Below are 26196 nucleotides of genomic sequence, written 5' to 3' on the forward strand. Positions count from 1 at the left end.
GCAGTCATTTTGTCCGTTTCAACACAATGGAATATAAATTGACGACTACAACCTGAAGTTTTCAAAACTTTTATTCCAAACAACAACACAAAGGAGAACAATACAATGAATACAAACAATTTTACTATTAAATCACAAGAGGCCATTCAGCAAGCGCAGCAAATAGCGCAAGGCTTTGGTCACCAACAAATCGAAAACGAGCATATCCTTAAAGGAATCTTGGAAGTCGATGAAAATGTGACGCCTTTTATTTTAAAGAAACTCAACGTTAATGTCGACTTATTCAAAAAAATACTCGACAGTACTTTACAAAGCTTTCCAAAAGTTTCGGGGGCCGATTTGATGTTGTCCCGCGAAGCTTCTACTGCTTTGACCGAGGCGAATATCATTGCCAAAAAAATGAACGACGAATTCGTTTCGATTGAACATTTGCTCTTGGCCATTTTTAAATCGAAGAGTAAAGTCGCCCAAATCTTAAAAGACCAAGGTGTAACTTATAACGGTTTAGAAGCGGCTATAGCCGAAATCCGTAAAGGCGAAAGAGTCACCTCAGCTTCTGCCGAAGAAACATATAACTCACTAAACAAATACGCCAAAAACCTCAACGAATTGGCCCGAACCGGCAAACTTGATCCGGTGATTGGTCGCGATGAAGAAATCAGACGCGTATTGCAAATCTTAACCCGTAGAACCAAAAACAATCCGATGTTGGTGGGTGAACCCGGCGTGGGTAAAACAGCTATAGCCGAAGGTTTGGCCCATCGTATAGTAGACGGCGACGTACCGGAAAACTTGAAAGACAAAATCGTTTACTCGCTCGATATGGGTGCGTTGATTGCCGGTGCCAAATACAAAGGAGAATTTGAAGAGCGCTTGAAATCGGTCGTAAAAGAAGTAACTTCTGCCGAAGGCGATATCGTCTTATTTATTGACGAGATTCACACGCTTGTAGGAGCCGGCGGTGGCGAAGGTGCTATGGACGCTGCCAATATCTTAAAACCGGCTTTGGCTCGTGGTGAGTTGAGAGCTATCGGGGCAACAACTTTAGACGAATACCAAAAATATTTCGAGAAAGACAAAGCGTTAGAACGTCGTTTTCAAAAAGTAATGGTAGATGAACCCGATACTGAAAGTGCGATTTCCATTTTGCGCGGAATTAAGGAGAAATACGAAACCCATCACAAAGTACGTATCAAAGACGATGCGATTATAGCTGCGGTTGAATTATCGCAACGCTACATTACCAATCGTTTCTTGCCGGATAAAGCCATCGACTTAATGGACGAAGCGGCTTCTAAATTGCGCATGGAAATCAATTCCAAACCCGAAGAGCTCGACGTCTTGGATAGAAAAATCATGCAATTGGAAATCGAAATTGAAGCCATTAAACGCGAGAATGACGAAGTAAAATTGAAATCGTTAGGCTTAGACTTGGCCAACTTAAAAGAAGAACGCAACGAAATCTTTACCAAATGGAAATCGGAGAAAGATGTAGTCGATAATATCCAAACCGTAAAACAAGAAATTGAAGACTTCAAACTAGAAGCCGAACGTGCCGAGCGCGATGGTGATTACGGTAAAGTAGCCGAAATCCGTTACGGTAAAATCAAAGAAGCCCAAGAACGATTAGAAGCATTACAAACGCAATTGGCCGAAAACCAAGCCGGCAGTTCTTTGATTAAAGAAGAAGTGACTCGCGAAGATATAGCCGAAGTGGTTGCCAAATGGACCGGCGTTCCGGTGACCAAAATGCTCCAAGGCGAAAGAGAAAAACTCTTGCGTTTAGAAGACGAATTACACCACAGAGTAGTCGGACAAGAAGAAGCAATTGAAGCCATTAGTGATGCCGTACGCAGAAGCCGTGCCGGATTGCAAGACATGAAAAAACCGATTGGTACTTTCCTATTCTTAGGAACTACGGGCGTTGGTAAAACCGAATTGGCGAAAGCGTTGGCTGAATATTTGTTCGACGACGAAAACGCCATGACGCGTATCGACATGAGTGAATACCAAGAACGCCATAGTGTGAGTCGTTTGGTTGGTGCGCCTCCGGGATACGTAGGTTATGACGAAGGCGGACAGTTGACTGAAGCCGTGCGCAGAAAACCGTATTCGGTGATTTTATTAGACGAAATTGAAAAAGCGCATCCGGATACCTTCAACATCTTGTTGCAAGTGTTAGACGAAGGACGATTGACGGACAACAAAGGTCGCTTAGCCGATTTTAAAAATACAATCATCATCATGACTTCTAACATGGGAAGTCACATCATACAAGAGAAGTTTGAGAACCTCAAGGGCGGAATTGAAGCGGCTACGGAAACGGCTAAAACGGAAGTATTAGGCTTATTGAAACAAACGGTTCGTCCCGAGTTTATCAACCGTATCGATGAAATCGTGATGTTTACACCATTAACCGCTGCCAACATTAAGCAAATTGTTGGATTACAGTTGCAAAGTGTGACCAAAATGCTGGCACACCAAAACATTACGATGGATGCCACACCGGAAGCCATTGCTTACTTAGCTGAAAAAGGTTATGACCCGCAATTTGGCGCCCGTCCGGTAAAACGTGTCATCCAACGCGAAGTACTGAACCAATTGTCTAAGGAAATATTAGGCGGCAAAGTGACTACAGACAGTATCATCTTATTGGATTGCTTTGACGGACAGTTGGTGTTTAGGAATCAAGGTATTTAAGATACTAAGTCTTTAAAGTTAGAATATAAAGGTTGGTTGATTTGAAAATCCCTGACAGTTGTTTTTACTGTTGGGGATTTTTTATTAAAATTTCCCTCAAGCCATTTCAATATCAACTGATAAACATATGGGGTATATCTTTTCGAAAAATAAAAACCAAAGCTGTTGTTTTTTCGAATATAGGTAAATTGTATCGTATTTATTGAGAATACAACAGCCGTTTCCTAGCAAGTTAAATAGCGTCACAGCTTATCAACAACCAAAACACGACCTATGATTGACCTAATCAACCAACTCATCGCCATTAACTTACAGTTGTTCCACACTGCAGAACACAACCAACTCAAACTTAAAGATTTCAGAGATTGTGAGGGAAGACAAATCAGCGGTGCTAAACTATTGGCCGACATCATGCTAAATAAAGAATTGATTCAACCAAGCGCTACCGAAAAAAACACTTACCAACTGACCGAATTCGGCTATAATATCTGTTTGTTTGGTGGTTGGGAAAAGCACTTGGAAAATGAAAGTAAACTACAAGCTGTGATAGATGAACACACTGTACCAATAGTTAGTAAGACATCGAAAGAAATTCCAACGATCATCCTTTCGGTTATTGCAATCGTGGTTATTATACTCACTCTTTGCACACTGTAACATTGTATTTTAAAGTCAAAACAGTTCTTTTTGATGATTTTTTTTCATCGGCTATCCTATTGATTTCCAGTTTTAAATAAAAAAAATGTGCTTTTAGTACTTTTTTTAGGTAGGGAATCTTAAAGCCTAATGGTTTTAAAGATAACTTAAAACTATTTATTACTATGAAAAACATGAAAAAAACTTTGGCTTTATTTGCTGTCCTGGCGGTAATGGCTTCTTGTTCGAACGACAGTGGAAGTGCAGACAGTTCAATGAAAATTTTAGCACGTGGTATTTACAACCCAAATGCTGCCAATAGAAATGCGAACGGGGTAGCCTTGAACAGCGATGTGGTTTTATCGTCTTTTAAAATTAATTTAAAAGAAATCGAATTCGAATTTGCTGAAGGTTATGATGATGATAATGAAAATGGCGATGATGATTCTTATGATGATGACGGTTTTTACAATGGTGATGACGAATTCGAATTGAATGGACCATTCGAATTGGATTTGTTAAACCAAAATGCAGTAGTAACCACTGTTACTATTCCTAACGGCACTTACGAAGAAGTAGAATTCAAACTACACCGTAACACCAACAGCAGTTCTCCTATGTTCAACAAATCGATTGAAATTACGGGAACTATCAACGGAACTCCTTTTGTATTCTGGCATAATATCGATGAAGATTTTGAAATTGATTATGAAGATGCTAACCAAAATTTAGTGGTAAGCAACAACTCTTACGATATTGTATTCAACTTCGACTTAAACCAAGTGTTGAGTATGGTTGATTTAAGCAGTGCTGTAGACGGCGATGGCGATGGTTTGATTGAGATTGGACCGAACGATACCGATGGCAACCAAGCTTTGGCCAACCAAATTGCAAACAGCATTGAAGATTCTTGTGACTTAGATGACTAATGTTTATTTTTGAGATCTTTGTTATGAAAAGCCTCAACCGTTAAAGGTTGGGGCTTTTTTTTTATCTTAGCTTCAACCAAAATTATGTTATGAAAAAGATAGTCCTATTAATACTACTGTTGATTAGTTCAGTCAATACTTACGCCCAAACTATAGCGGAAACCGACTTAATCGGAACTTGGAAAGTCAAAAAGGCAACTGCTTTAAAAGACGCAGACAAACCCGAAACCAAGGAATTAGTTAGCGGTTTCCAAAAAGCGACTTATACCTTTAATGCCGACCATAGTTTTATTTTTGACACCAAAAGCAACAGCAAAATGATGCTGCAATTGGTAAAAATGTTCCAAAAAAACCAATGGATATTCGATAAAAAGAAAAAGCAACTCAAAGTCGGATTTAAAAAAGAAGGCTATTCGAATATTACTTTTATCGTAAAACAAGACGGTAAAAAAATTCTTTTCCTCATAGAAGATGCTCAAATTGAAATGCTGATGAAAAAAGCCTAAAATCAAACTTAGCTGATGAAATCATTAAAACCATACCAAGAGTTTATTCGCTATATCACAGTGATAACAGTGTTGCTTTTACTGCTTTGGTGGATGGAATTTAGATTTCTGGTAATACAAAGCGATTATGAAATCTATCTTTCCTTTTTGGCGGTTTTCTTTCTCTTTTTCGGGATTTGGGTTGCCACCAAAATCAACGTTCAAAAAGCAAAAACCATAATCATTGAAAAAGAAATCCTGATGCCCGAAAAAACGTTCGTGCTGAATGAAACCGAACGCCAACGAAGAAATATCAGCCAAAGAGAATTGGAAGTATTGGCCTTAATGGCGCAAGGAATGAGTAATCAGGAAATAGCCGACAAACTGTTCGTTTCTTTAAATACTGTCAAAACACACAGCGCCAAACTCTTCGAAAAGTTAGAAGTAAAACGAAGAACACAAGCCATAGAAACTGCCAAAAAACTACAACTCTTACCTCCTACTTTAGCGTGATATATTCAAAATCATCCGAAAGTATGAGTCGAAAAACAATACAATTACCAACCTTTGCAACCTAATCCAAAACAATTTATTATGAAAAACACTATTGTTAAATACGGTCTAATAGCCGGACTCATTGTAACTGCTTTCATGGGCATCGGTGCCGGTGTTTATATGTACAATCCCGAATACGATTTGGGAATGGTATTTGGCTTTGCCGGTATGTTGGTAGCCTATACGTTTGTCTTTTTAGGCGTAAAAAATTACCGGGACAAACAAAACGGCGGATTTATTACTTTCGGAAAGGCGTTTAAAGTGGGCATGCTGATGTCACTCATCACAGCCACCATTTATGTCGGCACTTGGATGGTAGAACACCATTTTATTTTTCCTGACTTCATGGAAAAATACGCTGAGAACTCAATTATAGCTTTAGAAAAACAAGGTCTTCCGACAGCAGAATTTCAGGCAGAAAAAGAGAAAATCCTTTATTACAAAGAGCTTTACAAAAATCCGTTGTGGATCATCTTATTTACTTATATGGAAATCATGATTCCTATTGGTTTACTGGTTCCGGTAATCAGTGCTGCTATTTTAAAAAGAAAACCAACCGAAACAGCATCGGCATAAACAGATTTCCCACAAACAACATAAAAAATCCTCAACTTTGTTTGGGGATTTTTTTATATTTATAGATTCGAAATTACCAGTATGGGAACCGACATTCAAAATTACAACCACCAACAAACGTACGAGGAGCAAAAGATTTGTCAGCAGTTGGCGGAAATCATCCAGCAAAATTTACCCGAAGCCGAAAGCAAAATATGGCACGCGCATCCGGTTTGGTTTATTAATGGCAATCCGATTGTGGGTTATAGCAAGTTAAAAAAAGGTATTCGACTATTGTTTTGGAGTGGTATCACTTTCGAAGAAACAGCCTTACAACCGGGAACCGGAAAGTTCAAAGATGCTTCTATTACTTACACTGCTGTTCAACAAATTAACCAAAGTGATTTAAATCGTTGGTTGCAAAAATCAAAAGACATCCAATGGGATTACAAAAACATCGTGAAGCGTAAAGGCGTTTTGGAACGACTGCTATAAAACTACTATGAAATCAATTCAAATGAAAATTATTTTCACCCCAATTTTACTGTTACTATTTATCAACTTCAATTATGCCCAAGTAAAAGAATGGGCCAACTTAAAGAAATACGAAGCCGAAAACCAATCAGTTAAACCAATGAAAAATGCTGTGGTCTTGATGGGCGATTCTATTACCGAGTTTTGGAAAACCAATAGTCCCGATTTTTTTGCCAACTATCCGTTAATCGATCGCGGCATTAGCGGACAAACTACTTCGCAGATGGTAGTGCGATTTGAACAAGATGTAATAGCCTTGAAACCCAAAACAGTAGTTATCTTAGCCGGTATCAATGACATAGCCGAAAATACAGGTCCGATTACTTTAGAAGCCGTTTTTGACAATATCGAAATCATGGTGAATAAGGCCAAAGCTCATAAAATCAAACCTATATTGTGCTCAGTACTACCGGCTAATAAGTTTTGGTGGAATTCAAAAATTTATCCTGCAGACAAGGTAATCGCTTTGAATAAGATGATTAAAGCCTACGCTTTGAAAAATAAAATCACTTATGTAGATTACTATTCCGTTATGGTTGATACTGATAAAGGATTGCAATTCCAATACGGCGAAGACGGTGTGCATCCCAATCCCACCGGTTATAAAATTATGGAGCGCTTGCTGTTAAAAGCCTTGTACTAATAAAAAAAACGCCAACTCTTATAGAGTTGACGTTTTTTTTATTTTATAATTTAGAACTATTGAACGGCTAACAAAGCGTTGATATTGCCATATCCGTATTCAGAATTTTTGGCAGGATAATAGGTTGCTGATTGGCGTAATTTATTCAATACTTGCGTTCTGGTCCATGTTGGATTTTTAGCCCAAACCAAAGCTGCTATTCCGGCTGTAGTAGCTGTAGCTACAGATGAACCACCAACGTAATCCGATTGGTTATCGTAGTAACTGGTTACCGGAACTGTATTCCCGGAAGCGTTGCGTTGCATGGCTACCGTAAATTCAATTTTACTACCGGTATGACAAACGTCACAAGCTTGGTTTGAAGTACCTTCTTTCACTCCGGTTACCGCCACTGTTTCGGCCATAGATGCCGGAAAAATAACGCCAACAAAAGTGGTAAAACTGGTTGAAGTACCGCCCGCACAAAAAATCAACTTGCCTTTGTTGTAGGCATATTTCACACCGTCTGAAATTTTACCAACGGAGAAAATATGACCCATCGACATGGAAATAATTTTCACATTGTTGTTATTACCCAAAGCGGTAAACGCATTTTTAACACCGTTTTGCTCGTGATAACCGTCAAGCACCACATTAGAGGCTGCTCTGTATGTCACTAAATTAGCATTATAAGCCACACCTACCGGCAATCCGTTGTCGTTGCGCGGTGCAGCAGCTACCGAAGCCATGCTGGTTCCGTGACCACATTGGTCGTTTGGCCCGTCGGTTCCTGTAGACCAAGGCCAAATAGAATCAACATACACGCCAAACTTTTGAATAGTTCTACCTGAAGATAATCCGTCATTAAAGTTACTGCCTAACAAAGTTTGATTGGGAGACGTTCCGGTATCTACTATTCCTATGGTAACACCGGCACCGGTACTGTAATTCCAAGCACTCGGTATGTTGTGTTGGTAAAACGTCCAAGGTGCTTTGGCGTTAGGCGTTACGGTAGTGTAATCGGAAACGTTTAATGTAGTTGCATCAAATCCGCAACCCGAACTGGTCCCTGAAGAATCCGATTTTTCAATACTGCCGCTCAAGGCAAAATATTTAAAATCACCCGGTTCAATGTAACGGATAAATTTGCTTTGTCGGAGTGCAATTAAGGTTTCTTGGTTCTTAATCACTACATCCATCAAATTCAAATACGGGTCGGCGTTAATGAGTATTTCAGACAAGGCTTGTCCTTCATACTGTTGAATAATGGTCAACAATTGCTTTTGAACCGCAGCATTATTAGTACTTTTACTTCTGTCGAAATCATTGCTGTTGTTACCAAAGCCGATAGTAATTATGTTTTGTCCATGCACTGATGCGCTCCATAACATATGCGTTGAAGCGTCTTTCCAATTAAAAGAACCCTTAGTTTGCAAGGATTCGTCTATTTTGTGTTTTACTTCCATGGCCGACATTGGGGTGCGCTGTGCTTCGCTAATCACAATATTGCTTTCGTTCAAGCTTTCTTCTTTGCTACAAGAAGCCATTAAAAACAATAAAAGAAAGGTAGTTTTTAGTAATCTGTTTAGCATATTTATAAATTTTTAATAATACAATTACGAATATACCAAATTAAGCTACTGATTATCGGATTGTTAATAAATAAAAAAACCTGCAACAACTGCAGGTTTTTACAACTAACTTTAATTAATAACTATTATAACTTACCATTTTTAATTTCTTCCACTATCTCCGGATTTAATAAGGTTGTAATGTCTCCGAAGTTCGAGAAATCACCTTCCGCTATTTTTCTTAAGATTCGTCGCATGATTTTACCCGAACGTGTTTTAGGCAAGCCGGATACAAACTGAATTTTATCCAATTTAGCGATAGGTCCGATTTGATCGGAAATCAACTGGTTGATTTCTTTGGCCAAGTTCTCTTGGTTTCTGCTTTCTCCCACTTCTTTCAAAATCACAAAGCCGTACAAGGCATTTCCTTTAATATCATGTGGGAAACCAACAATAGCACTTTCTGCAACCGCCGGGTGTTCGTTGATGGCATCTTCAATTGGTGCTGTTCCTAAATTATGACCCGAAACAATGATTACATCATCTACTCTACCCGTAATTCGGTAGTACCCAACCTCATCACGCAATGCGCCGTCTCCGGTGAAATATTTACCCGGGAAAGCCGTGAAATAGGTTTCTTTATAGCGTTGGTGATCGCCCCAAATGGTTCTGGCAATAGACGGCCAAGGGAATTTGACACACAAACTACCGGTTACTTGATTGCCTTCGATTTCATTGCGTAATTCGTCCATTAATACCGGTTGAATACCCGGTAACGGCAAAGACGCATAAGTCGGTTTGGTTGGTGTTACAAACGGAATTGGTGAAATCATAATGCCTCCTGTTTCGGTTTGCCACCAAGTATCTACCAGCGGACAACGCTTGCCGCCAACGTGATCGTTGTACCAGTGCCAAGCTTCTTCGTTAATTGGTTCACCTACGGAACCAATCACTTTTAGAGAACTTAACGGGTATTTTTGTACGTAATCCAAACTCTCTTTGGCCAACGCACGAATTGCGGTAGGCGCTGTGTAGAATTGGGTTACGTTATGTTTTTCAATGACTTCCCAAAAACGACTGAAGTTAGGATACGACGGTACACCTTCAAAGATTACAGTGGTTGCTCCGTTCAACAATGGTCCGTACAAAATATATGAGTGTCCGGTAATCCAACCAATATCGGCAGTACACCAATACACATCGTTTTCTTCGTAGTTGAAGATATTTTTAAAGGTATAAGCGGTGTACACCATGTAACCGGCCGTGGTATGTACCATTCCTTTTGGTTTTCCGGTTGAACCCGAAGTATATAAGATGAATAGCGGATCTTCTGCATCCATGATTTCGGCTACGTTATTCGGTATAGCTTCGTCTAATAACGGCTGCAACCAATAATCGCGACCTTCTTTCATGGTTACTTCGGTATTTGTTCTTTTTACCACAAATACTTTTTCAACGGTTGGACATTTCTCCAAAGCTTCGTCTACTATGCCTTTCAGATCGATAGATTTATTACCGCGGTAACTACCGTCAGAAGTAATCACTACTTTACACTCACAGTCGTTAATACGTGCTGCTACAGCCGAAGAAGAAAATCCGGCAAATACCACCGAGTGAATCGCACCGATTCGGGCACAGGCCAAAACTGCCACTGCCAATTCCGGTATCATCGGTAAGTATATACAAACACGGTCACCTTTTTGAACGCCTTGATCACGCAATACGTTGGCTAATTTTGATACTCTGGCGTATAAATCGTTATAAGTAATATGTTGTGCCGGTTCATCGGGATTGTTCGGTTCAAAGATGATGGCCGTTTTATCGCCGCGTCGGGCCAAGTGTCTGTCGATACAGTTTTTCGTGATATTCACTTTAGCATCCACAAACCATTTGAACTGGGCTTTTTGGAAATCAAATTCAAATACTTTATCCCATTTTTGATACCAAGTGAAATTTTCATCAGCAATTCGGTCCCAGAATTTACGTGGCTCGCGAACTGATTTTTTATACATTTTGAAGTAGTGCTCCAAATTCAGTATTTTGTAATAACTCATTGTAAATCTTCTTTTATTATCATTTTGTTATGTAAATATAGCTATTCTGTTAGTCCAACGTTAATTTTTCTTGCTAAATAAGTATACACATTAACTTTTGTCCTTTTCAAGTAAGAATCACACCGTCTTTCATTTCAATGATGCGGTCGCTTTTTTTAGCAAAGTCATCATCATGCGTAACGGCTATAATAGTTTGTCCGAAGTTTTGCGTGAGTTCCTGAAAGATATCAAAAACGATGGAAGTATTTTTACTGTCCAAATTCCCTGTTGGCTCATCGCCCATAATAATCAGCGGATCATTAATTAAGGCTCGGGCAATAGCTACTCTTTGCTGTTGTCCGCCCGAAAGTTTGCTGGCCGGTTTAAGGGCTTGGTCTTTCAACCCTAGCATTTCCAGTTTTTGATAAGCACGCTGTTCTATTTCGCTGTCCGACCATTTGCCCAACTTGAGCGCGGGTATCATCACATTACGCAAACAAGAAAACTCAGGGAGCAAGTAATGGAACTGAAATACAAAACCGATTTTTTCGTTTCTGATTTCGGCTAAAGCATCTTTGCTCAAACCGGTCATCAGTTGGTTGTCGATATACAATTCTCCACTGTAATCAGTATCCATAGTAGAAAGCACGTATAGTAGCGTTGATTTACCACTACCGGATTTACCAATCATAGAGAGAAATTCTCCTTTTTTGACTTCAAACGAAATGTTTTTCAACACTTGAAAATCAGTCGGCTGATGAAAAAACTTATCGATATTTTTGGTTTCGAGGATGTTCATGTTATTTTCTTAAAATGTCAACCGGATCCACATTGGCGGCTTTTTTCGCCGGTATGTAGCCCGCAAAAAAGGTAATAATCAATCCGATGACTATGCCTTGTACAAACTTCTTCATTTCGTAATCAATCGGAAAATAACCAATATCGCCACCTACGTATACTCGCTTCAAAAGTGTGATTAAAATAGTCGCCAAAGTCACGCCGCCAATTACGCCCATCACGCCAATAGAAACTGCTTGGGTTACAAAAATCCGAATGACATCTTTGCCTTTAAATCCCATGGCTTTCAAAATGGCAATGTCGTTTATTTTTTGGGAAACCGTCATGTTCAATATGTTGTAGATGCCAAATCCCGCCACCAGTAAAATGGTGAGTGAGACAAAGGTGATGATCATCTTTCGCATTTTATTGGCTGCCATCAAAGTTTCGTTGGCTTGCTTCCATCCTTCGGCCTTGTAGCCACAGAGCGCTTCTAATTTTTGGGCTACAGCTTCTGCATTTTCAGGATCGGTTATATTAACATTGATGTCGGTTATGTAACTCGTTCCTTCTTTTAGCAATTGTTGCGAAGCAGAAATATTGATATAAGATTTTGTCTTATCCGTATTGGAATTGTTGGTTTTAAAAATACCGATAACCTTAAAAGTGCGGTTTACACCCTTGGAAGACGTTAAACTAAGATTGTCATTGACTGCCAGATTCATCTTAGCGGCTATACCGCTACCGATGACAATGCCGTTCGGATTGGATTTAAGCAATTCAAAATTACCTTCTACCATAAACGATTTGATATTGTACATCAAATTGGCTTCATCGGGTTTGATGCCTACAGCGATACCGGAGATTTGAGATTTCCCGTTATTGTAAAACACGTTCGAATTTACCTGAGGCGTTACTACAGTTACCTCCGGTTGCTTTAGTATCGTTTCAATGACTAAATTGGGATTGATGATAGTATTGTTCACCGGTACTACCTTCGGATTGATGATAATGGGTGTTGCGGATTGCCCCAGTGTTAAAGGCTTACTGATTTCGTCGTCTTTGTAAACGCGAATGTGACTGGTGGTTTTAAAAATAGAGGCATACGAACTTTTATCAAAACCCACCATCATGCTGTTCATGAAGATGTAAATAGACATACCCAAAACCACACCCAAAACCGCAACCGCAGTAAGCTTTTTGTTGGAAACGATATACGTTTTGGCGATGACCGAATTGATATTCATGACTAAGGTTTTAAGGGTAAAAGCACATCGGTTTCGGATAGTCCATCTAAAACTTCTACATAATCGGTAGAGATGATACCGGTTTTCAAAATCACGTTTTCCTCTTTACCCTTTACGTTCACTTTGTTCCCAAAACCCATATAATTGCGAGGAATGAGTAAGGCGTTTTTCTTTTCAGCCACTAAAATGTTAGCTTCCAATTGGGTGCCGAATAATGATTGTGCTAAAGGTTCGTTGAAAGTAACTTTACAAATAAAGGACTGCGACTGTACATCGAAGGCCGATAAAATCTCGGTGACCTTACCGTTGTACACTTTCGATTTCTCGGTGTTGAGTTTAACATAAACGGTTTGCCCTAATTTGATTTTACCGATACTATTTTCGTCTACATTGAGCACTGCCTCTACTTTTTGTTGGTTACCGATAGTTGCAATAATGTCGCCTTTCTTAACGTAGTCGCCTTGGTTCTTGAACTTTTTTACTACCGTTCCGCTTTCCGCCACTACAACCGAATTGTAGCCTTGCAACACCTTGTTGCTTTTGAGTTGCGCTCTGGAGGCAATGAGTTGTTGTTGCGCTTGTTGCTTCAATACATCATATTGTTTTTGAAGTGCCTTTAGATTGGCCAATGAATTTTTAGCCGCCAATTGCGCATTTTCATATTCTACCTTAGAGCCTATATTGTTTTGCTGCAAACGCTCATATCGTTCGGCTTGCTTTTTATCTTGCTGGTATTTGCTTTGGGCGAATTGGATATTTTGTTCCAATTGCAACAAGGCCGGAGCATTGGCCGTAACGTTTTGATTGGAAATCACCAATTGTTCCTGAGCACTTTCGGCGTTGACTTCGTTGACTTTATTATCAATGGATGCGATAATCATACCTTTGGTAACAGGTTGTCCGACTTCAAAAACTACTTTACCCAAAACGCCGTCAGTTTGGGCTATCACATTGTATGAATCATCCCATTCCAATTGCCCGGAAGCAAAAACCAACTCTTGAATGTCTTGTCGGAGGGGTTTCACTTCTTCGTTTTTTCCGCACGATAGGAATAATAAAACGAGGGTTAGCGTTGCGAACTTTTTCATGCTTTCATTAAATTAAAATTGGTGGCCATGATGGCGTTACCTTGTTGAATTAAATCGATTTGAAATTGGGAGAATTTCCACTTCAGCATCATCATTCTAAAACAGCCTACCGTAATATGCACCATATCTGCGGTGGTCAATTCTAACTTGAATTCCTTTTGTTGTTTACCTTCTTCAAACAAGTTCGCTATCAATTGGGTTTTGTAATTCACCAATTGCATGATGGCTAGATTGATTTTTTCTGACTCGTCGAACAAACCCTCCGACAATATGGCTACTACATAATGTGGGTTTTCGGAAAAAAAACGAAACTGACTATTAAACACTGTTGTCAATTTTGCTGTAGCCGTAGCTTCACTTTGGGCAATTGCATCTAAACGCATTTTCATAGAAGACGCCAGATGTTGCAACAACAAAACCACGATGTCTTCCTTGTTGGTAAAATGCCTGTACAAGGCACTTTCGGAAAAACCCATTTCTTGCGCCAAGTTTTTAGTAGTAAGGCCTTTGATACCCTTTTCCATTAACAATTTCCCGGCGGATGCTATAATTTCATGTTGGCGTTTGGAAGCTGAATCTGTCATGTTTGAATAAGTTAGTGAATATTCACTATGCAAAGTTATACAAAAAAACCAATCACGAATAAAACGGATTGGTTTAGTTATGAACTTTATTTAAAACTGCCTATTTTGGCCAACTCTAACACTTCTCTCACCTCGCCTATAATCGCTTCATCATCAATAGTTGACGGAATTTGGAAGTTTTCCCCGTCGGCTATGCTGCGCAATAGTTTACGAAGAATTTTACCCGAGCGTGTTTTCGGTAATCGATTCACCACCACCACATCGCGTAATGACGCTACGGCTCCGATTTGTTCGCGCACCAATTTAACGACTTCATGTTGCAATTGGAAATGTTCGATTTCTTCTCCTAATTTGGTTACTACTAAGGCTAGCGGAATTTGCCCTTTCAATTCATCATTGATACCAATTACTGCACATTCGGCTACGGAGTGATGCGAGGCAACTATTTCTTCCATTTCGGCTGTAGACAAACGGTGTCCGGCTACGTTAATCACGTCATCTACCCTACCGGTGATATAAATGTAACCGTCTTCATCTTTGTAACCGCCATCGCCAGAGAAATAATACCCCGGAAATTTATTCAAATAGCCGGCTTGAAAGCGTTCGTTGTCGTTCCAAATATCCAACAAAGTTCCCGGTGGCAATGGCAATTTGATTACCACATAACCTTCCTCATTGGGTGCTAACTCCTGACCGTTTTCGCCTAAAATCATGATGTTGTAGCCTGAAACGGCTTTCCCGGAAGAACCCGGTTTGATAGGCAAATATTCAACCCCCATCATATTGGCAATCATAGGCCAACCCGATTCGGTTTGCCACCAATGGTCGATAGCCGGAATTGGAATATGCTCGCGGTACCATTCTAAGGTGGCCACGTCACAACGTTCCCCTGCCAAAAACTGAGTGCGCAAACACGACAAATCATATTGCTTGATGAACTCACCGTTCGGATCTTCTTTTTTGATGGCTCTAATGGCCGTTGGCGCCGTAAACATAACACTGACTCTGTGTTCAGCTATTACACGCCAAAACGTACTGGCATCAGGGGTTTTGATGGGCTTACCTTCAAAAACTATGGTGGTATTTCTGTTTAATAACGGACCGTAAACTATATAACTGTGACCAACAACCCAGCCCACATCGGAGGCGGCCCAGAATACTTCACCCGGTTGTACACCGTAGATTTTTTGCATCGAAAACTGTAATGCCGTAACATAACCACCGGTATCGCGCACGATACCTTTGGGTTTTCCGGTGGTACCTGAAGTGTATAAAACGTATAAAGGATGGGTAGATTCCACCGGCACACAATCTACCTCTTCTGAACCATACACTAAGGCGTCGTAATCCACATCGTATTTTTTAAACGGAATTCTGGCACCCAATTTTCTATTCAGCACCACTACTTTTTTCGGTTTGTGCTCGGCCAATTCAATAGCTTCATCTACTAAAGGTTTGTAGGCAATTAAGCGGTCAATCTCAATTCCGGAAGAAGCGGTAATAATCACTCGAGGTTTGCAATCGTCTATGCGGATGGCCAATTCATGTGGTGCAAAACCTCCGAAAACTACGGAATGGGTTACGCCTATTCGGGCACAAGCCAACATGGCAAAAGTGGCTTGCGGAATCATCGGCATATAAATTACAGCAGTATGGCCTTTTTTTAAACCAAGAGAAACCAAACCTCCGGCGAGTCGGGCGACTTCCGATTTGACTTCGTTATAAGTGTATTTTTTTACGGTTTGGGTTACGGGCGAATCGTATATGAGTGCTATTTCTTCGCCAAAACCATCGGCTATGTGTTTGTCGAGTGCCAAATAACAGGCGTTCAAACTGCCGTCTTTGTACCACATTGGGTAACCGTTTTCGTCTTCAGACAGTATGGTTTGCGGTTGGGTAAACCAATCCACTTGACGGGCTTGCTCAGCCCAAAAAGCTTCCGGGTTTTGAATGCTTTGGTTGTATAATTCTTGGTAATTCATGGATAAGGTTAGGTTGATAACAGTTTAATTAACAGTCTAAAAGTAACCATTATTCCCTTACCTTTTCCAACTTTATTGCTAAATAGCTATATATGTTACTCTGTAAAAAAAGAAAAATTATTTCAACTAAAAATACTCATTATCAATATAATACCAATCAAGTAGCGACTATACGACTACGCTAACAACTCGTTGACCTGTTCTACTACTTTTTTAATGGAGAACGGTTTAGTTAGGTAGGCATCTGCACCCAGTGCCATTCCCTTTTCGATATCGCTTTCTTTGTTTTTGGCAGATAGAAACATCACTTTGCAGTGTTGGAGTCTTTCGTTTTTCTTAATTTGCTCTAAGGTTTCAAATCCGTCTACCAAGGGCATCATCACGTCTAAGATAATCACATCGGGCAATTGATTTTGTAATATATCCAAGGCTTCCTGTCCATCTCGGGCGATAAACACTTCAAAGTTGTTCTTTTTAAACGTGTATTCTAACGACATGACGATGTTAGGCTCATCGTCTACAATTAAAATCTTTCTCATGCTTGTTGTTTTTTGGGTAACGTAAAGGTTAAACACGCGCCGCCGGTAGCATTGTTAGCGGCCCAAATATTCCCTTTGTGGTGTTCTATAATTTGTTTGCAAATGGCCAATCCTAATCCGCTGCCGATAGGCTTTTTGAAATTCTGATTGGTGGATTGGTAAAACTTGTCGAATATGTTTTCAAAATCGGTACCGGCTATGCCTTTACCATTGTCGCTTACTTCTACTTGCACAAAATCAAACTTATCGTAAACCGCTAAAGTAATCAAACCATTGGTATCCGGACAAAACTTAATGGCATTCGACAACAAGTTAGTCACCACCTGCACTATGCGGTCTTCATCGTATTCGGCTTTGAGATTGGCATTGCCCTCCAAATGCACATGTATGTTTTTGTTGGCAATTAACTGCTGTAACGGTTCAATGGAATTTTCCAGCGTTGCCATAATTTTGTGTTGGGCTACATGCAATTTTTGGCGACCGGTTTCAAATTTCTCCAAATCCAAAATCTTATCAATCAAACGGTTTAATCTATCCGATTCGGAAATAATGTTTTGCAAAAACTGTTTGCGCAGTTCGTCCGGTATCTCATCATCGTCGAACAAAATCTCACTCGATGCCCTGATGGCCGTAATTGGTGTTCGCAATTCGTGGGTAACCGTATCGAGGAATTCATCTTTTTGTTTGTCTTTAATCATCAGCGACTGGTTGGCTTCCTGCAATTTAGCTGATATTTCTTTAAGCTCGTTAGAGGTTTCGGTGAGTTTTTTGTTGATGATGATGTTCTCTTTGGATTCTTCTAATATCTTTAATACTTCGGGCAAAGTGATTTTTTCCTCTTTCACCACGCTTGAGATGAGGATTTTAGCCGAAGCCGTACCAATATGACCGGTCAGTAGGTTTTCGGAGAATTTAATCAAACGCGCATCGGCCAACTCTTCGTTTTTATCTACGTTGTATTTAACGTTAAAGATGTTCATGGCGCGCTTGGTTCTATCTTCGCCTAAAAACTTAATCAACACTTTTTCAATATCATTTCGATAAGCTGTTCCTTTCCACACAAAAGCATTTTCGTGCATGTTGATGTATTTGTTAATGTCGAGGAACATCTCAGCATAATTGCGCTCGCGATAATTGCCTTTAAAACTAACCGATACGGCGATATACGTCATAAAGTTGAACAACAAACTCCAAAACAAAGCATGCGGCACCGGTTGCAAATAATCCAGGCCAAACAGTTGTAACGGTCGCAATAGTTCAATCCCCAAAAAGCCATTAGTTATAAAAGAAGTATCAGATGAAGTAATTCCCAGAGCATACGGAATAAGCAAAGTGTACAAACAAATCACAAAACCAACAATTAAGCCTGAAACGGCTCCGGTTCTTGATCCTCTTCGCCAAAACAGTGCTCCGAAGAAAGACGGCGCCAATTGGGCAATAATTACAAATGCCACCAAACCAATGGAAAACAAACTATAATCTAAAGCAAAATAGCGGTAAATAAAGTAAGCGATGATAATCAGCGAGAATATCCCAATCTTACGGATATTGACAATTTTTTTGTTGATGGTGGTTTGTTCGTTGTGTTGCAATCGGCCCAGTAACCCATAAGGAATAATCAGGTTGTTACTCACCATGGTGGACAAACCGATAGACGAAACGACGATCATAGAAATGGCTGCCGAGAAACCGCCTAAAAACACCATTACGGTAAGCGTTTTATTATCAAAAAACTGCGGAATTAAAAGCGAATAAGTATCGGAGTTTACGCTTTGCCCTTCGAATAAAATATTACCACCCCAAGCTATTGGGTATACAAAAATGTTGAACAATAACAAATACAACGGAAACAACCAAACTGCGGTGTTTACATGATTTTCACGTGTGTTTTCTATAACCGACACCTGAAACTGTCGCGGCAGTAAAAAGATGGCAAACAATGATAACACACACAAGAAAAACCAGTTGAGCGCTTGTGGCAATCCGCCTATAGTGTTTTTTTCTTGGAAGTTCTCCAGCAAGGAAGCTTTGGCATAAATATCATCAAAGCCGTCAAAAACGAAGAAGGTAACGTACACCCCAATGATGATAAAGAATACCAGCTTCAGCACACTTTCTAAAGCAACCGCTGTAACTATTCCTTTTCGTTTTTCGGAAGCATCTACATAGCGCGTACCGTAAATAGAAGCAAAAATCGCCAAGGCAAAAGCCACATAAGTGGTGCTGTCATCAAATATATTAGAGTTAGACGGCGTTTGGGTAACCAAGTGAAAAGTTTCGGAAATAGCTTTTAGTTGGAGTGCGATGTAGGGTAAGATCCCAAACAGACAAACGATAGTTACCACCGCTCCTAAAAACCTACTATTTCCGTAACGAAGCGAAATAAAATCGGCTATACTGGATACTTTATTTACTCGGGAGATGCGGATGATTTTCTTTAAAATAATCATCCAGGCCGGAATAATGATAATCGGACCTAAATACACCGGCAAGTAATTCAAACCCGAATTAGCAGCTACGCCTATACTGCCGTAATACGTCCAAGCCGTACAATACACCGCCAAGGATAACGAATAAACATACGGATTGTTAGCCCAACGCGAACTTTCTTTTTTCTCTGCCCAATGCGCTATGAAAAACAATACGCTTAGGTACAACCCTAAAATGACTAATAAAGCTATACTATTCATGGTATCTTTTTATGATGAGTAATGAAAGTAAGGCCGAAAACAACCACACCGAAAAAATGTAAATGTAAATCACCGGAAAGCCCAATAAACTATCAGCGCTGTCAAACAACAACACTATGGGAAGGTTTAAAGCAATGAGCAATACCAGGGAAATAATGACTAATTTTTGCTGATGACGTTGTTTCATAAACTATTTTGCTTTAAAAACACCAAAAGCCCTTACAATGTAAGAGCCCTTGGTTACCAATAAACTATTTATACCTGTTAATCTTCATATTCATCGGTGATGGCATACCATCCAAAGATAGTTAAGCCGGTTACAACTAACGGTAATAATATGAAAAATATAATTATTCCGAAAACTAAATCGTCTTGTTTTCCTGAGGTTAATTTACCTCCGAAAATCCCGATTGCGAAATAGGCAACAGCCACGGCTAAAGCTATCCAAGCAATCCCTAAAAATTTCTTTAATGCGTTCATAATATTGGGTTTTAGTCGTGAAGAGTATTAATTTTTCTATCAATGTAAATCATTCCGATGACAAAACATACGGCGGCAATTCCAATAGGATACCATAATCCTTCCAAATAAAACTCAGGATCGCCGGCATCTTTGGCAGTTGTCACAAAGTACGTTGAAATAGCCGGAAGCAATCCCCCAAATATACCATTTCCAACGTGATACGGCAACGACATCGATGTATATCTGATTTTTACCGGGAACATTTCTACCAAGAAAGCCGCAATTGGTCCGTAAACCATCGTTACAAAAATTACCTGTACAAATACCATGAATACTAAGAACCACATATCGCCGGAGTTGATTTTTTTGGTGACTTTGGTTTCGATTTTGTCTTTTCCTTTGTCGTCTATCATCAACTTACCGTTTTCAAAATGTTTGGTTTTGATTTCTTCTACCGCAGTACCATCTGTGTAAGCTTTGGTAGTAGTGTAAATAGAATCCATTTTAGTAGCATCTACCTCTTTCATTGAAGGCACTACTTTAGTTTGTTCTACGATTTCGGTTTTATTGGCTAAATCGGTCGTAGCATACATAGCGCGGTAAATTGGTCTATACAATAAGATAGCCAACAACATACCTGCCATCATAATTGATTTTCTTCCCCATTTATCACTCAACCATCCAAAGAATACAAAGAAAGGTGTTCCTAAAATTAAGGCAATCCCTAACAACATGTCTACTTGTGAAGAGTCGATGCTTTGTACAGTTTTAAGGAAGTTCATCGCATAAAACTGACCGGTGTACCATACAACTCCTTGCCCCATAGTAGCTCCGAAAAGTGCTAACAAAACAAATTTTAAGTTGTATTTGTGTCCGAAACTTTCTTTTAACGGATTGGTTGATGTTTTACCCTCTGATTTCGCTTTGGCAAATACCGGAGACTCGTCCATGTTTTTACGGATCAAGTACGATACATATACCATTAGGATAGATACCCAAAACGGTACTCTCCATCCCCATTCATCAAAAGATTCTTTAGACATAGAGGCTTTGGTAATCAAAATCACCATCAAGGAAATGAACAAACCAACAGTAGCTGTAGTTTGAATCCACGATGTCCAGTAGCCTTTTTCGCCTTTAGGCGCGTGCTCGGCCACATAGGTAGCGGCACCACCATATTCACCTCCTAAAGCCAAACCTTGCAACAAACGCAAGATTAACACCAATACCGGAGCAGCAAAACCAATGGTTTCATAACTCGGAATACATCCGATGACAAAAGTGGCTCCACCCATTAACATTAGGGTTACCATAAAGGTGTACTTTCTTCCGATTAAGTCGCCTAATCGGCCAAAGAATAAAGCTCCGAACGGACGTACCACGAAACCGGCGGCAAAGGTGGCTAAAGTAGACAAGAAAGCCGCTGTAGGGTTGTCTGTTGGGAAAAACTTGGTAGATAATACTACGGCCAAACTACCGAAGATGTAAAAATCATACCACTCGATCATGGTCCCCATGGAGGAAGCGGAAATCACTTTCCAAATTCCTTTTGTTTTTTTATCGCTCATACTGTATAAAGATTAAATTGGTTTATTAGAAACTATAGCAACAAGAAACCATTGCTCTGAAATTGCCTACTTTTTTGTTGTTGCCGTCAAAAGTGGCATCCGGTTTTAAATCGCCCCAAGTGGCTCCGGTGTATTCAATTTCAGGGGTTACTCTGAATTTATTTTGTTTGAAATCGACACGAGCCGAAACACGCATTACGTTATCAACACCGCGAGTACCGCCAAAACCTCTACCGTATAAAGTTGTTGGATTGTCTTTGCTCACGCCATCGGTTTTAGTGTAACCAAAGAATAAGCCCGGGGCAACACTTTTACCATTTCCGGCAATATCTACCCACATAGCGGTGGTTTTGATACCTTCGTAAGTTTCCACTTGTCCGGGAACAGTATAGCCTGCAAAACCGCCCAACATTACTAAGTTGTACAAGTTTTTACCGCTAATTCCGTAGGCTTTGATGTGAAATTTATCGTTGTTGTATTTAAAGTATCCTACTACCGAAGTGGTGTTTACTTTTTCTTTAGAAGCTAAACCATTGCTTACGGTTAAAGGTTGTAATGATTTGTATTCAAATCCTAAACCGGCAATCCAAGTTTTGTTTTTAAATTGTAACTGACCGTGTACTGTAGGCAGTGGTGAGTTGAACGAAGCCGAGTTTTGCGTACCACCGGTAGCGGTAGCGGTAGTAAACTCTCTTTCTTTGTAAGCGGTAAAGGCAAACGACAATTCTTTAGTCAAATTTTGCTTAATGCGCGCTTGCGATACCCATCCAAACGGGTTAAACATAATACCGGTGCTGAAGTTGGCTACACCGGGAAACACCTCCGGTATAAAAGTTGGATACCAAGTTTGTCCCAACGTTAAAGTGGTTTTTTCCCACTCCATGTTTACATAAGCGTGGCGCAAACGGAACAAACCGATAGACGCTTCGGTATTGCCAAAGAAATCACCTTCTAAGGTTCCGGTAGTTTTGGCTCCCCATACATCCGGTCCTTTAGCTTTAACGCCCAAACGCGATACTACTGAAAGGAAGTTGGAAGCGCCGGCATCGTTTAGATCGTCGCCGTTGGCATCCAGTTGCTCATCTAAAGGATAGAGGTTCAAGTTGTACTCGCGTACTTGTGCAGAACGACGGGTATCCCAAATATAATCGGTTCGAACAAAACCGTAAACGCTCACATCCCACTCTTTAGCGGCCGGAGCGGCAGGTGCAGCTGGTGTTGCGGCTGCTGGTGTTTGCTGTGCATAACCTGATAAAGAACAGGTGGCAAACGTTAACATTAGTAATTTTTTCATAATTCAAATAATTGGTTTTGGTTATTTTTTGTTCAGCCAAATTCCAATATTTAACGAATGAAAAAAATTACGATATATATTGTTGTAAAATACTATAGTTAATCTTTGAAACGCTCCCATTTTATGAGCATGAACTTATCTCCCAATTCGGTGATAATCATCCCGGCGCCTTTCAAAACTTCTTTATTTTTAAGAAATTCCACCAATTCTAAGTGGTTGTATATCTTGTACGTAGGATGGTAATCGGTATGATTGGGTTTGGAGATTTTAAACTCCTTAACCCAGTTGCTTACGGTAACATGCGAAACCCCGATAATACGCTCTATTTCGCGGTAACTCAAGCCTTCCAGATACAGTTGCAAGGCCTTGGTGACATAGTAACTATCAATCTTTTTCCCCAGTTTATTTACGGTAAAGTAGTAATTACACTTTTTACACAAAAACCTTTGCCTGTCTTTGATGACACCACTTTTTACTATCGCATCACTTTGGCATTTGGGACACGCTATAATCTCCATATATATAAATTTTGCATAAATATACTTATTTAGCAAATATACAAAAGCATTTAATGCATTTTTTTTGTCAAAAAATTACATAAAGCACAATTTTATTCCATTTTAATTGTAGTATTTGTAATTTTTTTGCATTCGAAACCCATACAGAAAAGGCAGTACACTATTTTTTACCGGGTAAACGCAAAAAAATAACAGGCAACGCAACAGGCAATACTAAATTTTCTTACTTTTAAGGAATCAATACCCATTGACTACCACCACAAGACGCAGATTCTGAATTATCATTGACCGTAACGCTTTAATTTTTCTAACTATGAAGTGGAAATTACATTTTAATTTGGCCGTTGCAGCATTTGGTACCGCCCTAGCCTTACTGGTATTTATCAATGTTTTATTATTTGTGAGTCTTGATAAAAACACCCAACAAGACCGGTATGTAGTGCACACCTACCGGGTTTTAAAAACAAGCAATGCTTTATTCTCTGCCATAAAAGATGCCGAGACGGCGCAACGCGGGTACATCCTTACAAAAGACACCTCTTTTTTAACCCCTTATCATCATTCGATTGCCGCAAAAAACAGGTTATTAGTGCAGCTGGATAAACTTATTAAGGACAATAAAGTACAACAACAAAGGCTGAAGCACATCAAAAGCCTTATCCACCAAAAATACCGTTTTATAGAAAAATCCCTTTCTACCTTACACCAATCAGGAAGTGAGCAGACTATTGATTTGGTGAACAAAGGCGAAGGTAAAATGATTATGGACCAACTGCGATTAGCGTTCCAAAAATTCAATACCCATGAAAACCGTTTATTAAAACAACGCACTTATGAAGCCCAAAAATCGGTAAATACCCTCAAATTCACCCTAGTTTACAGCGTTCTGATCTCTATCCTTATTTTTGCCATCACTTTTTACAAGCTGTTTCAAAAAATAAAGGTACAACACCAACAAGAAGAAGCCTTGTTTGTTCAAAATGAATGGTACCGGCAAACCATGTACAGCTTGGGCGATGGCGTTATTACCACCGACGTTAACGGCAACATCACTTTTATCAACCGTTCCGGACTGCACATTACCGGTTGGCTCTTTAAAGACGCTGTAGGCCAACCTATAGAAACTGTTTTTAATATAGTAAACCCCGACGCTCCCGAAAAAAATGGTAACCCGGCTTTGATGGCCATGAAGGAAAACAAAATTGTATTTCTGGCAAAAAACACCCAACTCATCCAAAAAAACGGCACTACTATTTATATAGACGACAGTGGCGCACCTATACACGACAGCGAAGGCCATATTATAGGTTCGGTATTGATTTTTAGAGACATTACCGAAAAACGCAAAACCGAGGAAAAACTGAATTTAATTTACAACCAGTCGCTCGACATGATAGGCGTGGCCAACAAAGAAGGGTATTTTATCAGCATTAATCCGGCCGTAACTAAAATACTAGGCTATACCCAAGAAGAGTTTTTGGCTCGAAGTTATTTTGATTTTATCCATCCGGATGATATTGACAGATCAAACAACGAAAAAGAGATTGTTTTTGAAAAGAATCAGACGCTTAACTTTATAAACCGCTACCGCAGCAAAGACGGCACCTACAAATGGATTGAATGGAATGTTACCATGGTAGACGATCTTAAGTATGCCATTGGTCGAGACATTACCGAACGCAAAGAGGCTTACGAAATGATTGCGGAAACGTATAAAAAATTCTATCAAGTCCTCGAATCCAGTCCGGTTGCCATCATTATCACCGAAATTGAAAACAGAAACATCCTGTATGCCAATGAGGCGTTTTGTATGCTGTCGGGTTTTGACCAAAAAGCGTTGGTGGGCAAAACACCCCTCGAATTGGATACTATTAAACCCGAAGAATCCGAAAAAATCCGAAAAAACCTTAAGGAAGAAGGCGGCAGTAAACGCGGTATAGAATCGCAACTCAAATGTTTTGACGGTACCATCATAGACGTGCTTTTCTCAGTAGAAAGCATTGAATTGGATAATAAAATGTGCTACATAGGCACTTTTGTTGACATAACCGAACGAAAAAAATCGGAAATCAATACCCAACGCATGAACCTGGAACTGGAAAAAAGGGTGAAAAAAAGAACGGCTCAAATTGAAAAACAAAAGCAATTTACCGATGAAATTTTAAATAAAATCCCTACCGAAATAGCGGTTTATGACAGTAAAGAACAATACTTGTACGTGAATCCTAAAGGCATAGAAAGCCAAGAAATAAGGGATTGGGTGATTGGGAAAACCGATTTCGACTTGTGTAAACTTACCGGTTTAGATCCCACTTTGGCCGAGAAAAGACAGTGGTCGTTTCAAAACATCAGCAAAAACGACAGTGTAGAGTGGATAGACGAAATCCCTCAAGAAGACGGCAGTACCAAATACATGTTGCGCATATTGCACCCGCTCGATAAAAAGAAAAAATTCATCATAACCGGCTACGACATCACCCAGCTTAAAATAGCCGAAAAAGAAAAAACAGCATACATTAAAAGCTTAGAGGAAATGATGTTTATGACCTCGCACAAAGTCCGCCTGCCGATAGCCAATATCATAGGCATAGCCGACTTGCTGGAATATGACCTTGACAAAGAAGAGCTTGGCGAGGTAGTAAACAACATGAAAGCTTCTATCAACGCCCTAGATGCCTTTACCCGAGAGCTGACGATGTTTATTCATAATGTGAAGAAGAAACTTTGAAAGGAATTATGAATTAGGAATTACGAATTAGGAATTAGGAATTACGAATTACGAATTAGGAATTACGAATGGAATGAGTAGTGAAGACGACTGAAATCA

At 39.8% G+C, this 26196-nt stretch carries 23 protein-coding genes; 9 read left to right on the top strand and 14 right to left on the bottom strand.

What is annotated here, in order from left to right; all coding sequences use genetic code 11:
* The first annotated feature begins 105 nt into the window (after positions 1-105).
* From clpB to SK086_RS08335, 8 genes are all read left to right on the top strand, one after another.
* Positions 106-2700 (top strand): ATP-dependent chaperone ClpB, encoded by a 2595-nt coding sequence (gene clpB, locus SK086_RS08300; RefSeq protein ID WP_324690886.1) that lies wholly within the window; start codon positions 106-108, stop codon positions 2698-2700.
* Between the two features lie 273 nt (positions 2701-2973).
* On the top strand, positions 2974-3357 hold the full coding sequence (locus SK086_RS08305; protein WP_324690887.1) for a hypothetical protein: 384 nt from the start codon (positions 2974-2976) through the stop codon (positions 3355-3357).
* A gap of 173 nt (positions 3358-3530) precedes the next feature.
* Positions 3531-4265, top strand: coding sequence for a hypothetical protein (locus SK086_RS08310; protein ID WP_324690888.1), 735 nt, complete (start codon positions 3531-3533; stop codon positions 4263-4265).
* A gap of 89 nt (positions 4266-4354) precedes the next feature.
* On the top strand, positions 4355-4771 hold the full coding sequence (locus SK086_RS08315; RefSeq protein WP_324690889.1) for a DUF5004 domain-containing protein: 417 nt from the start codon (positions 4355-4357) through the stop codon (positions 4769-4771).
* A gap of 15 nt (positions 4772-4786) precedes the next feature.
* A complete protein-coding gene (locus SK086_RS08320; RefSeq protein ID WP_324690891.1) occupies positions 4787-5263 on the top strand; it encodes a response regulator transcription factor in 477 nt (158 codons plus the stop codon).
* 81 nt (positions 5264-5344) lie between these two features.
* Positions 5345-5881 carry a DUF4199 domain-containing protein gene (locus SK086_RS08325; RefSeq protein ID WP_324690892.1) on the top strand — a complete coding sequence of 179 codons (537 nt, stop codon included), beginning with the start codon at positions 5345-5347 and terminating at the stop codon, positions 5879-5881.
* Positions 5882-5962: 81 nt separating this feature from the next.
* The gene (locus tag SK086_RS08330; protein ID WP_290873537.1) at positions 5963-6355 is read left to right on the top strand and encodes a DUF1801 domain-containing protein; all 393 of its coding nucleotides are present in this window, start codon (positions 5963-5965) and stop codon (positions 6353-6355) included.
* A gap of 7 nt (positions 6356-6362) precedes the next feature.
* A complete protein-coding gene (locus tag SK086_RS08335) occupies positions 6363-7037 on the top strand; it encodes a GDSL-type esterase/lipase family protein (RefSeq protein WP_324690894.1) in 675 nt (224 codons plus the stop codon).
* A 56-nt stretch (positions 7038-7093) separates the two neighbouring features.
* On the opposite strand, the gene SK086_RS08340 is transcribed toward SK086_RS08335, so the two are convergent.
* The 14 genes from SK086_RS08340 to SK086_RS08405 form a co-directional block, all read right to left on the bottom strand.
* Complete coding sequence (locus SK086_RS08340) at positions 7094-8608, bottom strand: S8 family peptidase (RefSeq protein WP_324690895.1); 1515 nt, start codon at positions 8606-8608, stop codon at positions 7094-7096.
* A gap of 125 nt (positions 8609-8733) precedes the next feature.
* Positions 8734-10641: an acetate--CoA ligase gene (gene acs, locus SK086_RS08345; RefSeq protein ID WP_290873546.1), complete on the bottom strand. Its 1908-nt coding sequence runs from the start codon at positions 10639-10641 to the stop codon at positions 8734-8736.
* Between the two features lie 106 nt (positions 10642-10747).
* Positions 10748-11419, bottom strand: coding sequence for an ABC transporter ATP-binding protein (locus SK086_RS08350; RefSeq protein ID WP_324690897.1), 672 nt, complete (start codon positions 11417-11419; stop codon positions 10748-10750).
* 1 nt (position 11420) lies between these two features.
* Positions 11421-12644 (bottom strand): ABC transporter permease, encoded by a 1224-nt coding sequence (locus tag SK086_RS08355; protein WP_324690898.1) that lies wholly within the window; start codon positions 12642-12644, stop codon positions 11421-11423.
* 2 nt (positions 12645-12646) lie between these two features.
* Positions 12647-13732 (bottom strand): efflux RND transporter periplasmic adaptor subunit, encoded by a 1086-nt coding sequence (locus SK086_RS08360; protein WP_324690900.1) that lies wholly within the window; start codon positions 13730-13732, stop codon positions 12647-12649.
* A complete protein-coding gene (locus tag SK086_RS08365) occupies positions 13729-14316 on the bottom strand; it encodes a TetR/AcrR family transcriptional regulator (RefSeq protein ID WP_324690901.1) in 588 nt (195 codons plus the stop codon). Before SK086_RS08365 ends, SK086_RS08360 begins: the two co-directional genes overlap by 4 nt.
* Positions 14317-14402: 86 nt before the next feature.
* Positions 14403-16298 carry a propionyl-CoA synthetase gene (locus SK086_RS08370; protein WP_324690903.1) on the bottom strand — a complete coding sequence of 632 codons (1896 nt, stop codon included), beginning with the start codon at positions 16296-16298 and terminating at the stop codon, positions 14403-14405.
* Between the two features lie 176 nt (positions 16299-16474).
* Positions 16475-16837: a response regulator transcription factor gene (locus SK086_RS08375; protein ID WP_324690905.1), complete on the bottom strand. Its 363-nt coding sequence runs from the start codon at positions 16835-16837 to the stop codon at positions 16475-16477.
* A complete protein-coding gene (locus tag SK086_RS08380; protein WP_324690907.1) occupies positions 16834-19527 on the bottom strand; it encodes an ATP-binding protein in 2694 nt (897 codons plus the stop codon). The genes SK086_RS08375 and SK086_RS08380 overlap by 4 nt, the downstream gene beginning before the upstream one ends.
* Positions 19520-19714 (bottom strand): hypothetical protein, encoded by a 195-nt coding sequence (locus tag SK086_RS08385; RefSeq protein ID WP_324690908.1) that lies wholly within the window; start codon positions 19712-19714, stop codon positions 19520-19522. Before SK086_RS08385 ends, SK086_RS08380 begins: the two co-directional genes overlap by 8 nt.
* A gap of 77 nt (positions 19715-19791) precedes the next feature.
* Positions 19792-20007, bottom strand: coding sequence for a DUF6814 family protein (locus SK086_RS08390; RefSeq protein ID WP_324690909.1), 216 nt, complete (start codon positions 20005-20007; stop codon positions 19792-19794).
* 11 nt (positions 20008-20018) lie between these two features.
* Positions 20019-21557, bottom strand: coding sequence for an MFS transporter (locus tag SK086_RS08395; protein WP_324690910.1), 1539 nt, complete (start codon positions 21555-21557; stop codon positions 20019-20021).
* Between the two features lie 25 nt (positions 21558-21582).
* Entirely contained in the window at positions 21583-22851 is a 1269-nt protein-coding gene (locus SK086_RS08400; protein ID WP_324690912.1) for a hypothetical protein, read from the bottom strand.
* 98 nt (positions 22852-22949) lie between these two features.
* Positions 22950-23369, bottom strand: coding sequence for an IS1/IS1595 family N-terminal zinc-binding domain-containing protein (locus SK086_RS08405; RefSeq protein WP_290873581.1), 420 nt, complete (start codon positions 23367-23369; stop codon positions 22950-22952).
* A gap of 313 nt (positions 23370-23682) precedes the next feature.
* Here SK086_RS08405 and SK086_RS08410 point away from each other — a divergent pair, with 313 nt between their 5' ends.
* On the top strand, positions 23683-26097 hold the full coding sequence (locus SK086_RS08410; protein ID WP_324690914.1) for a PAS domain S-box protein: 2415 nt from the start codon (positions 23683-23685) through the stop codon (positions 26095-26097).
* The last annotated feature ends 99 nt before the right edge of the window (positions 26098-26196 follow it).

Origin of the sequence: Flavobacterium cheonhonense (assembly GCF_035671315.1) — a bacterium.
Taxonomy (GTDB): Bacteria; Bacteroidota; Bacteroidia; order Flavobacteriales; family Flavobacteriaceae; genus Flavobacterium; species Flavobacterium cheonhonense.

Coding starts and splice junctions, on each gene's coding strand:
- clpB (WP_324690886.1), top strand. CDS start 106: ATGAATACAAACAATTTTACTATTAAATCACAAGAGGCCATTCAGCAA.
- SK086_RS08305 (WP_324690887.1), top strand. CDS start 2,974: ATGATTGACCTAATCAACCAACTCATCGCCATTAACTTACAGTTGTTC.
- SK086_RS08310 (WP_324690888.1), top strand. CDS start 3,531: ATGAAAAAAACTTTGGCTTTATTTGCTGTCCTGGCGGTAATGGCTTCT.
- SK086_RS08315 (WP_324690889.1), top strand. CDS start 4,355: ATGAAAAAGATAGTCCTATTAATACTACTGTTGATTAGTTCAGTCAAT.
- SK086_RS08320 (WP_324690891.1), top strand. CDS start 4,787: ATGAAATCATTAAAACCATACCAAGAGTTTATTCGCTATATCACAGTG.
- SK086_RS08325 (WP_324690892.1), top strand. CDS start 5,345: ATGAAAAACACTATTGTTAAATACGGTCTAATAGCCGGACTCATTGTA.
- SK086_RS08330 (WP_290873537.1), top strand. CDS start 5,963: ATGGGAACCGACATTCAAAATTACAACCACCAACAAACGTACGAGGAG.
- SK086_RS08335 (WP_324690894.1), top strand. CDS start 6,363: ATGAAATCAATTCAAATGAAAATTATTTTCACCCCAATTTTACTGTTA.
- SK086_RS08340 (WP_324690895.1), bottom strand. CDS start 8,608: ATGCTAAACAGATTACTAAAAACTACCTTTCTTTTATTGTTTTTAATG.
- acs (WP_290873546.1), bottom strand. CDS start 10,641: ATGAGTTATTACAAAATACTGAATTTGGAGCACTACTTCAAAATGTAT.
- SK086_RS08350 (WP_324690897.1), bottom strand. CDS start 11,419: ATGAACATCCTCGAAACCAAAAATATCGATAAGTTTTTTCATCAGCCG.
- SK086_RS08355 (WP_324690898.1), bottom strand. CDS start 12,644: ATGAATATCAATTCGGTCATCGCCAAAACGTATATCGTTTCCAACAAA.
- SK086_RS08360 (WP_324690900.1), bottom strand. CDS start 13,732: ATGAAAAAGTTCGCAACGCTAACCCTCGTTTTATTATTCCTATCGTGC.
- SK086_RS08365 (WP_324690901.1), bottom strand. CDS start 14,316: ATGACAGATTCAGCTTCCAAACGCCAACATGAAATTATAGCATCCGCC.
- SK086_RS08370 (WP_324690903.1), bottom strand. CDS start 16,298: ATGAATTACCAAGAATTATACAACCAAAGCATTCAAAACCCGGAAGCT.
- SK086_RS08375 (WP_324690905.1), bottom strand. CDS start 16,837: ATGAGAAAGATTTTAATTGTAGACGATGAGCCTAACATCGTCATGTCG.
- SK086_RS08380 (WP_324690907.1), bottom strand. CDS start 19,527: ATGAATAGTATAGCTTTATTAGTCATTTTAGGGTTGTACCTAAGCGTA.
- SK086_RS08385 (WP_324690908.1), bottom strand. CDS start 19,714: ATGAAACAACGTCATCAGCAAAAATTAGTCATTATTTCCCTGGTATTG.
- SK086_RS08390 (WP_324690909.1), bottom strand. CDS start 20,007: ATGAACGCATTAAAGAAATTTTTAGGGATTGCTTGGATAGCTTTAGCC.
- SK086_RS08395 (WP_324690910.1), bottom strand. CDS start 21,557: ATGAGCGATAAAAAAACAAAAGGAATTTGGAAAGTGATTTCCGCTTCC.
- SK086_RS08400 (WP_324690912.1), bottom strand. CDS start 22,851: ATGAAAAAATTACTAATGTTAACGTTTGCCACCTGTTCTTTATCAGGT.
- SK086_RS08405 (WP_290873581.1), bottom strand. CDS start 23,369: ATGGAGATTATAGCGTGTCCCAAATGCCAAAGTGATGCGATAGTAAAA.
- SK086_RS08410 (WP_324690914.1), top strand. CDS start 23,683: ATGAAGTGGAAATTACATTTTAATTTGGCCGTTGCAGCATTTGGTACC.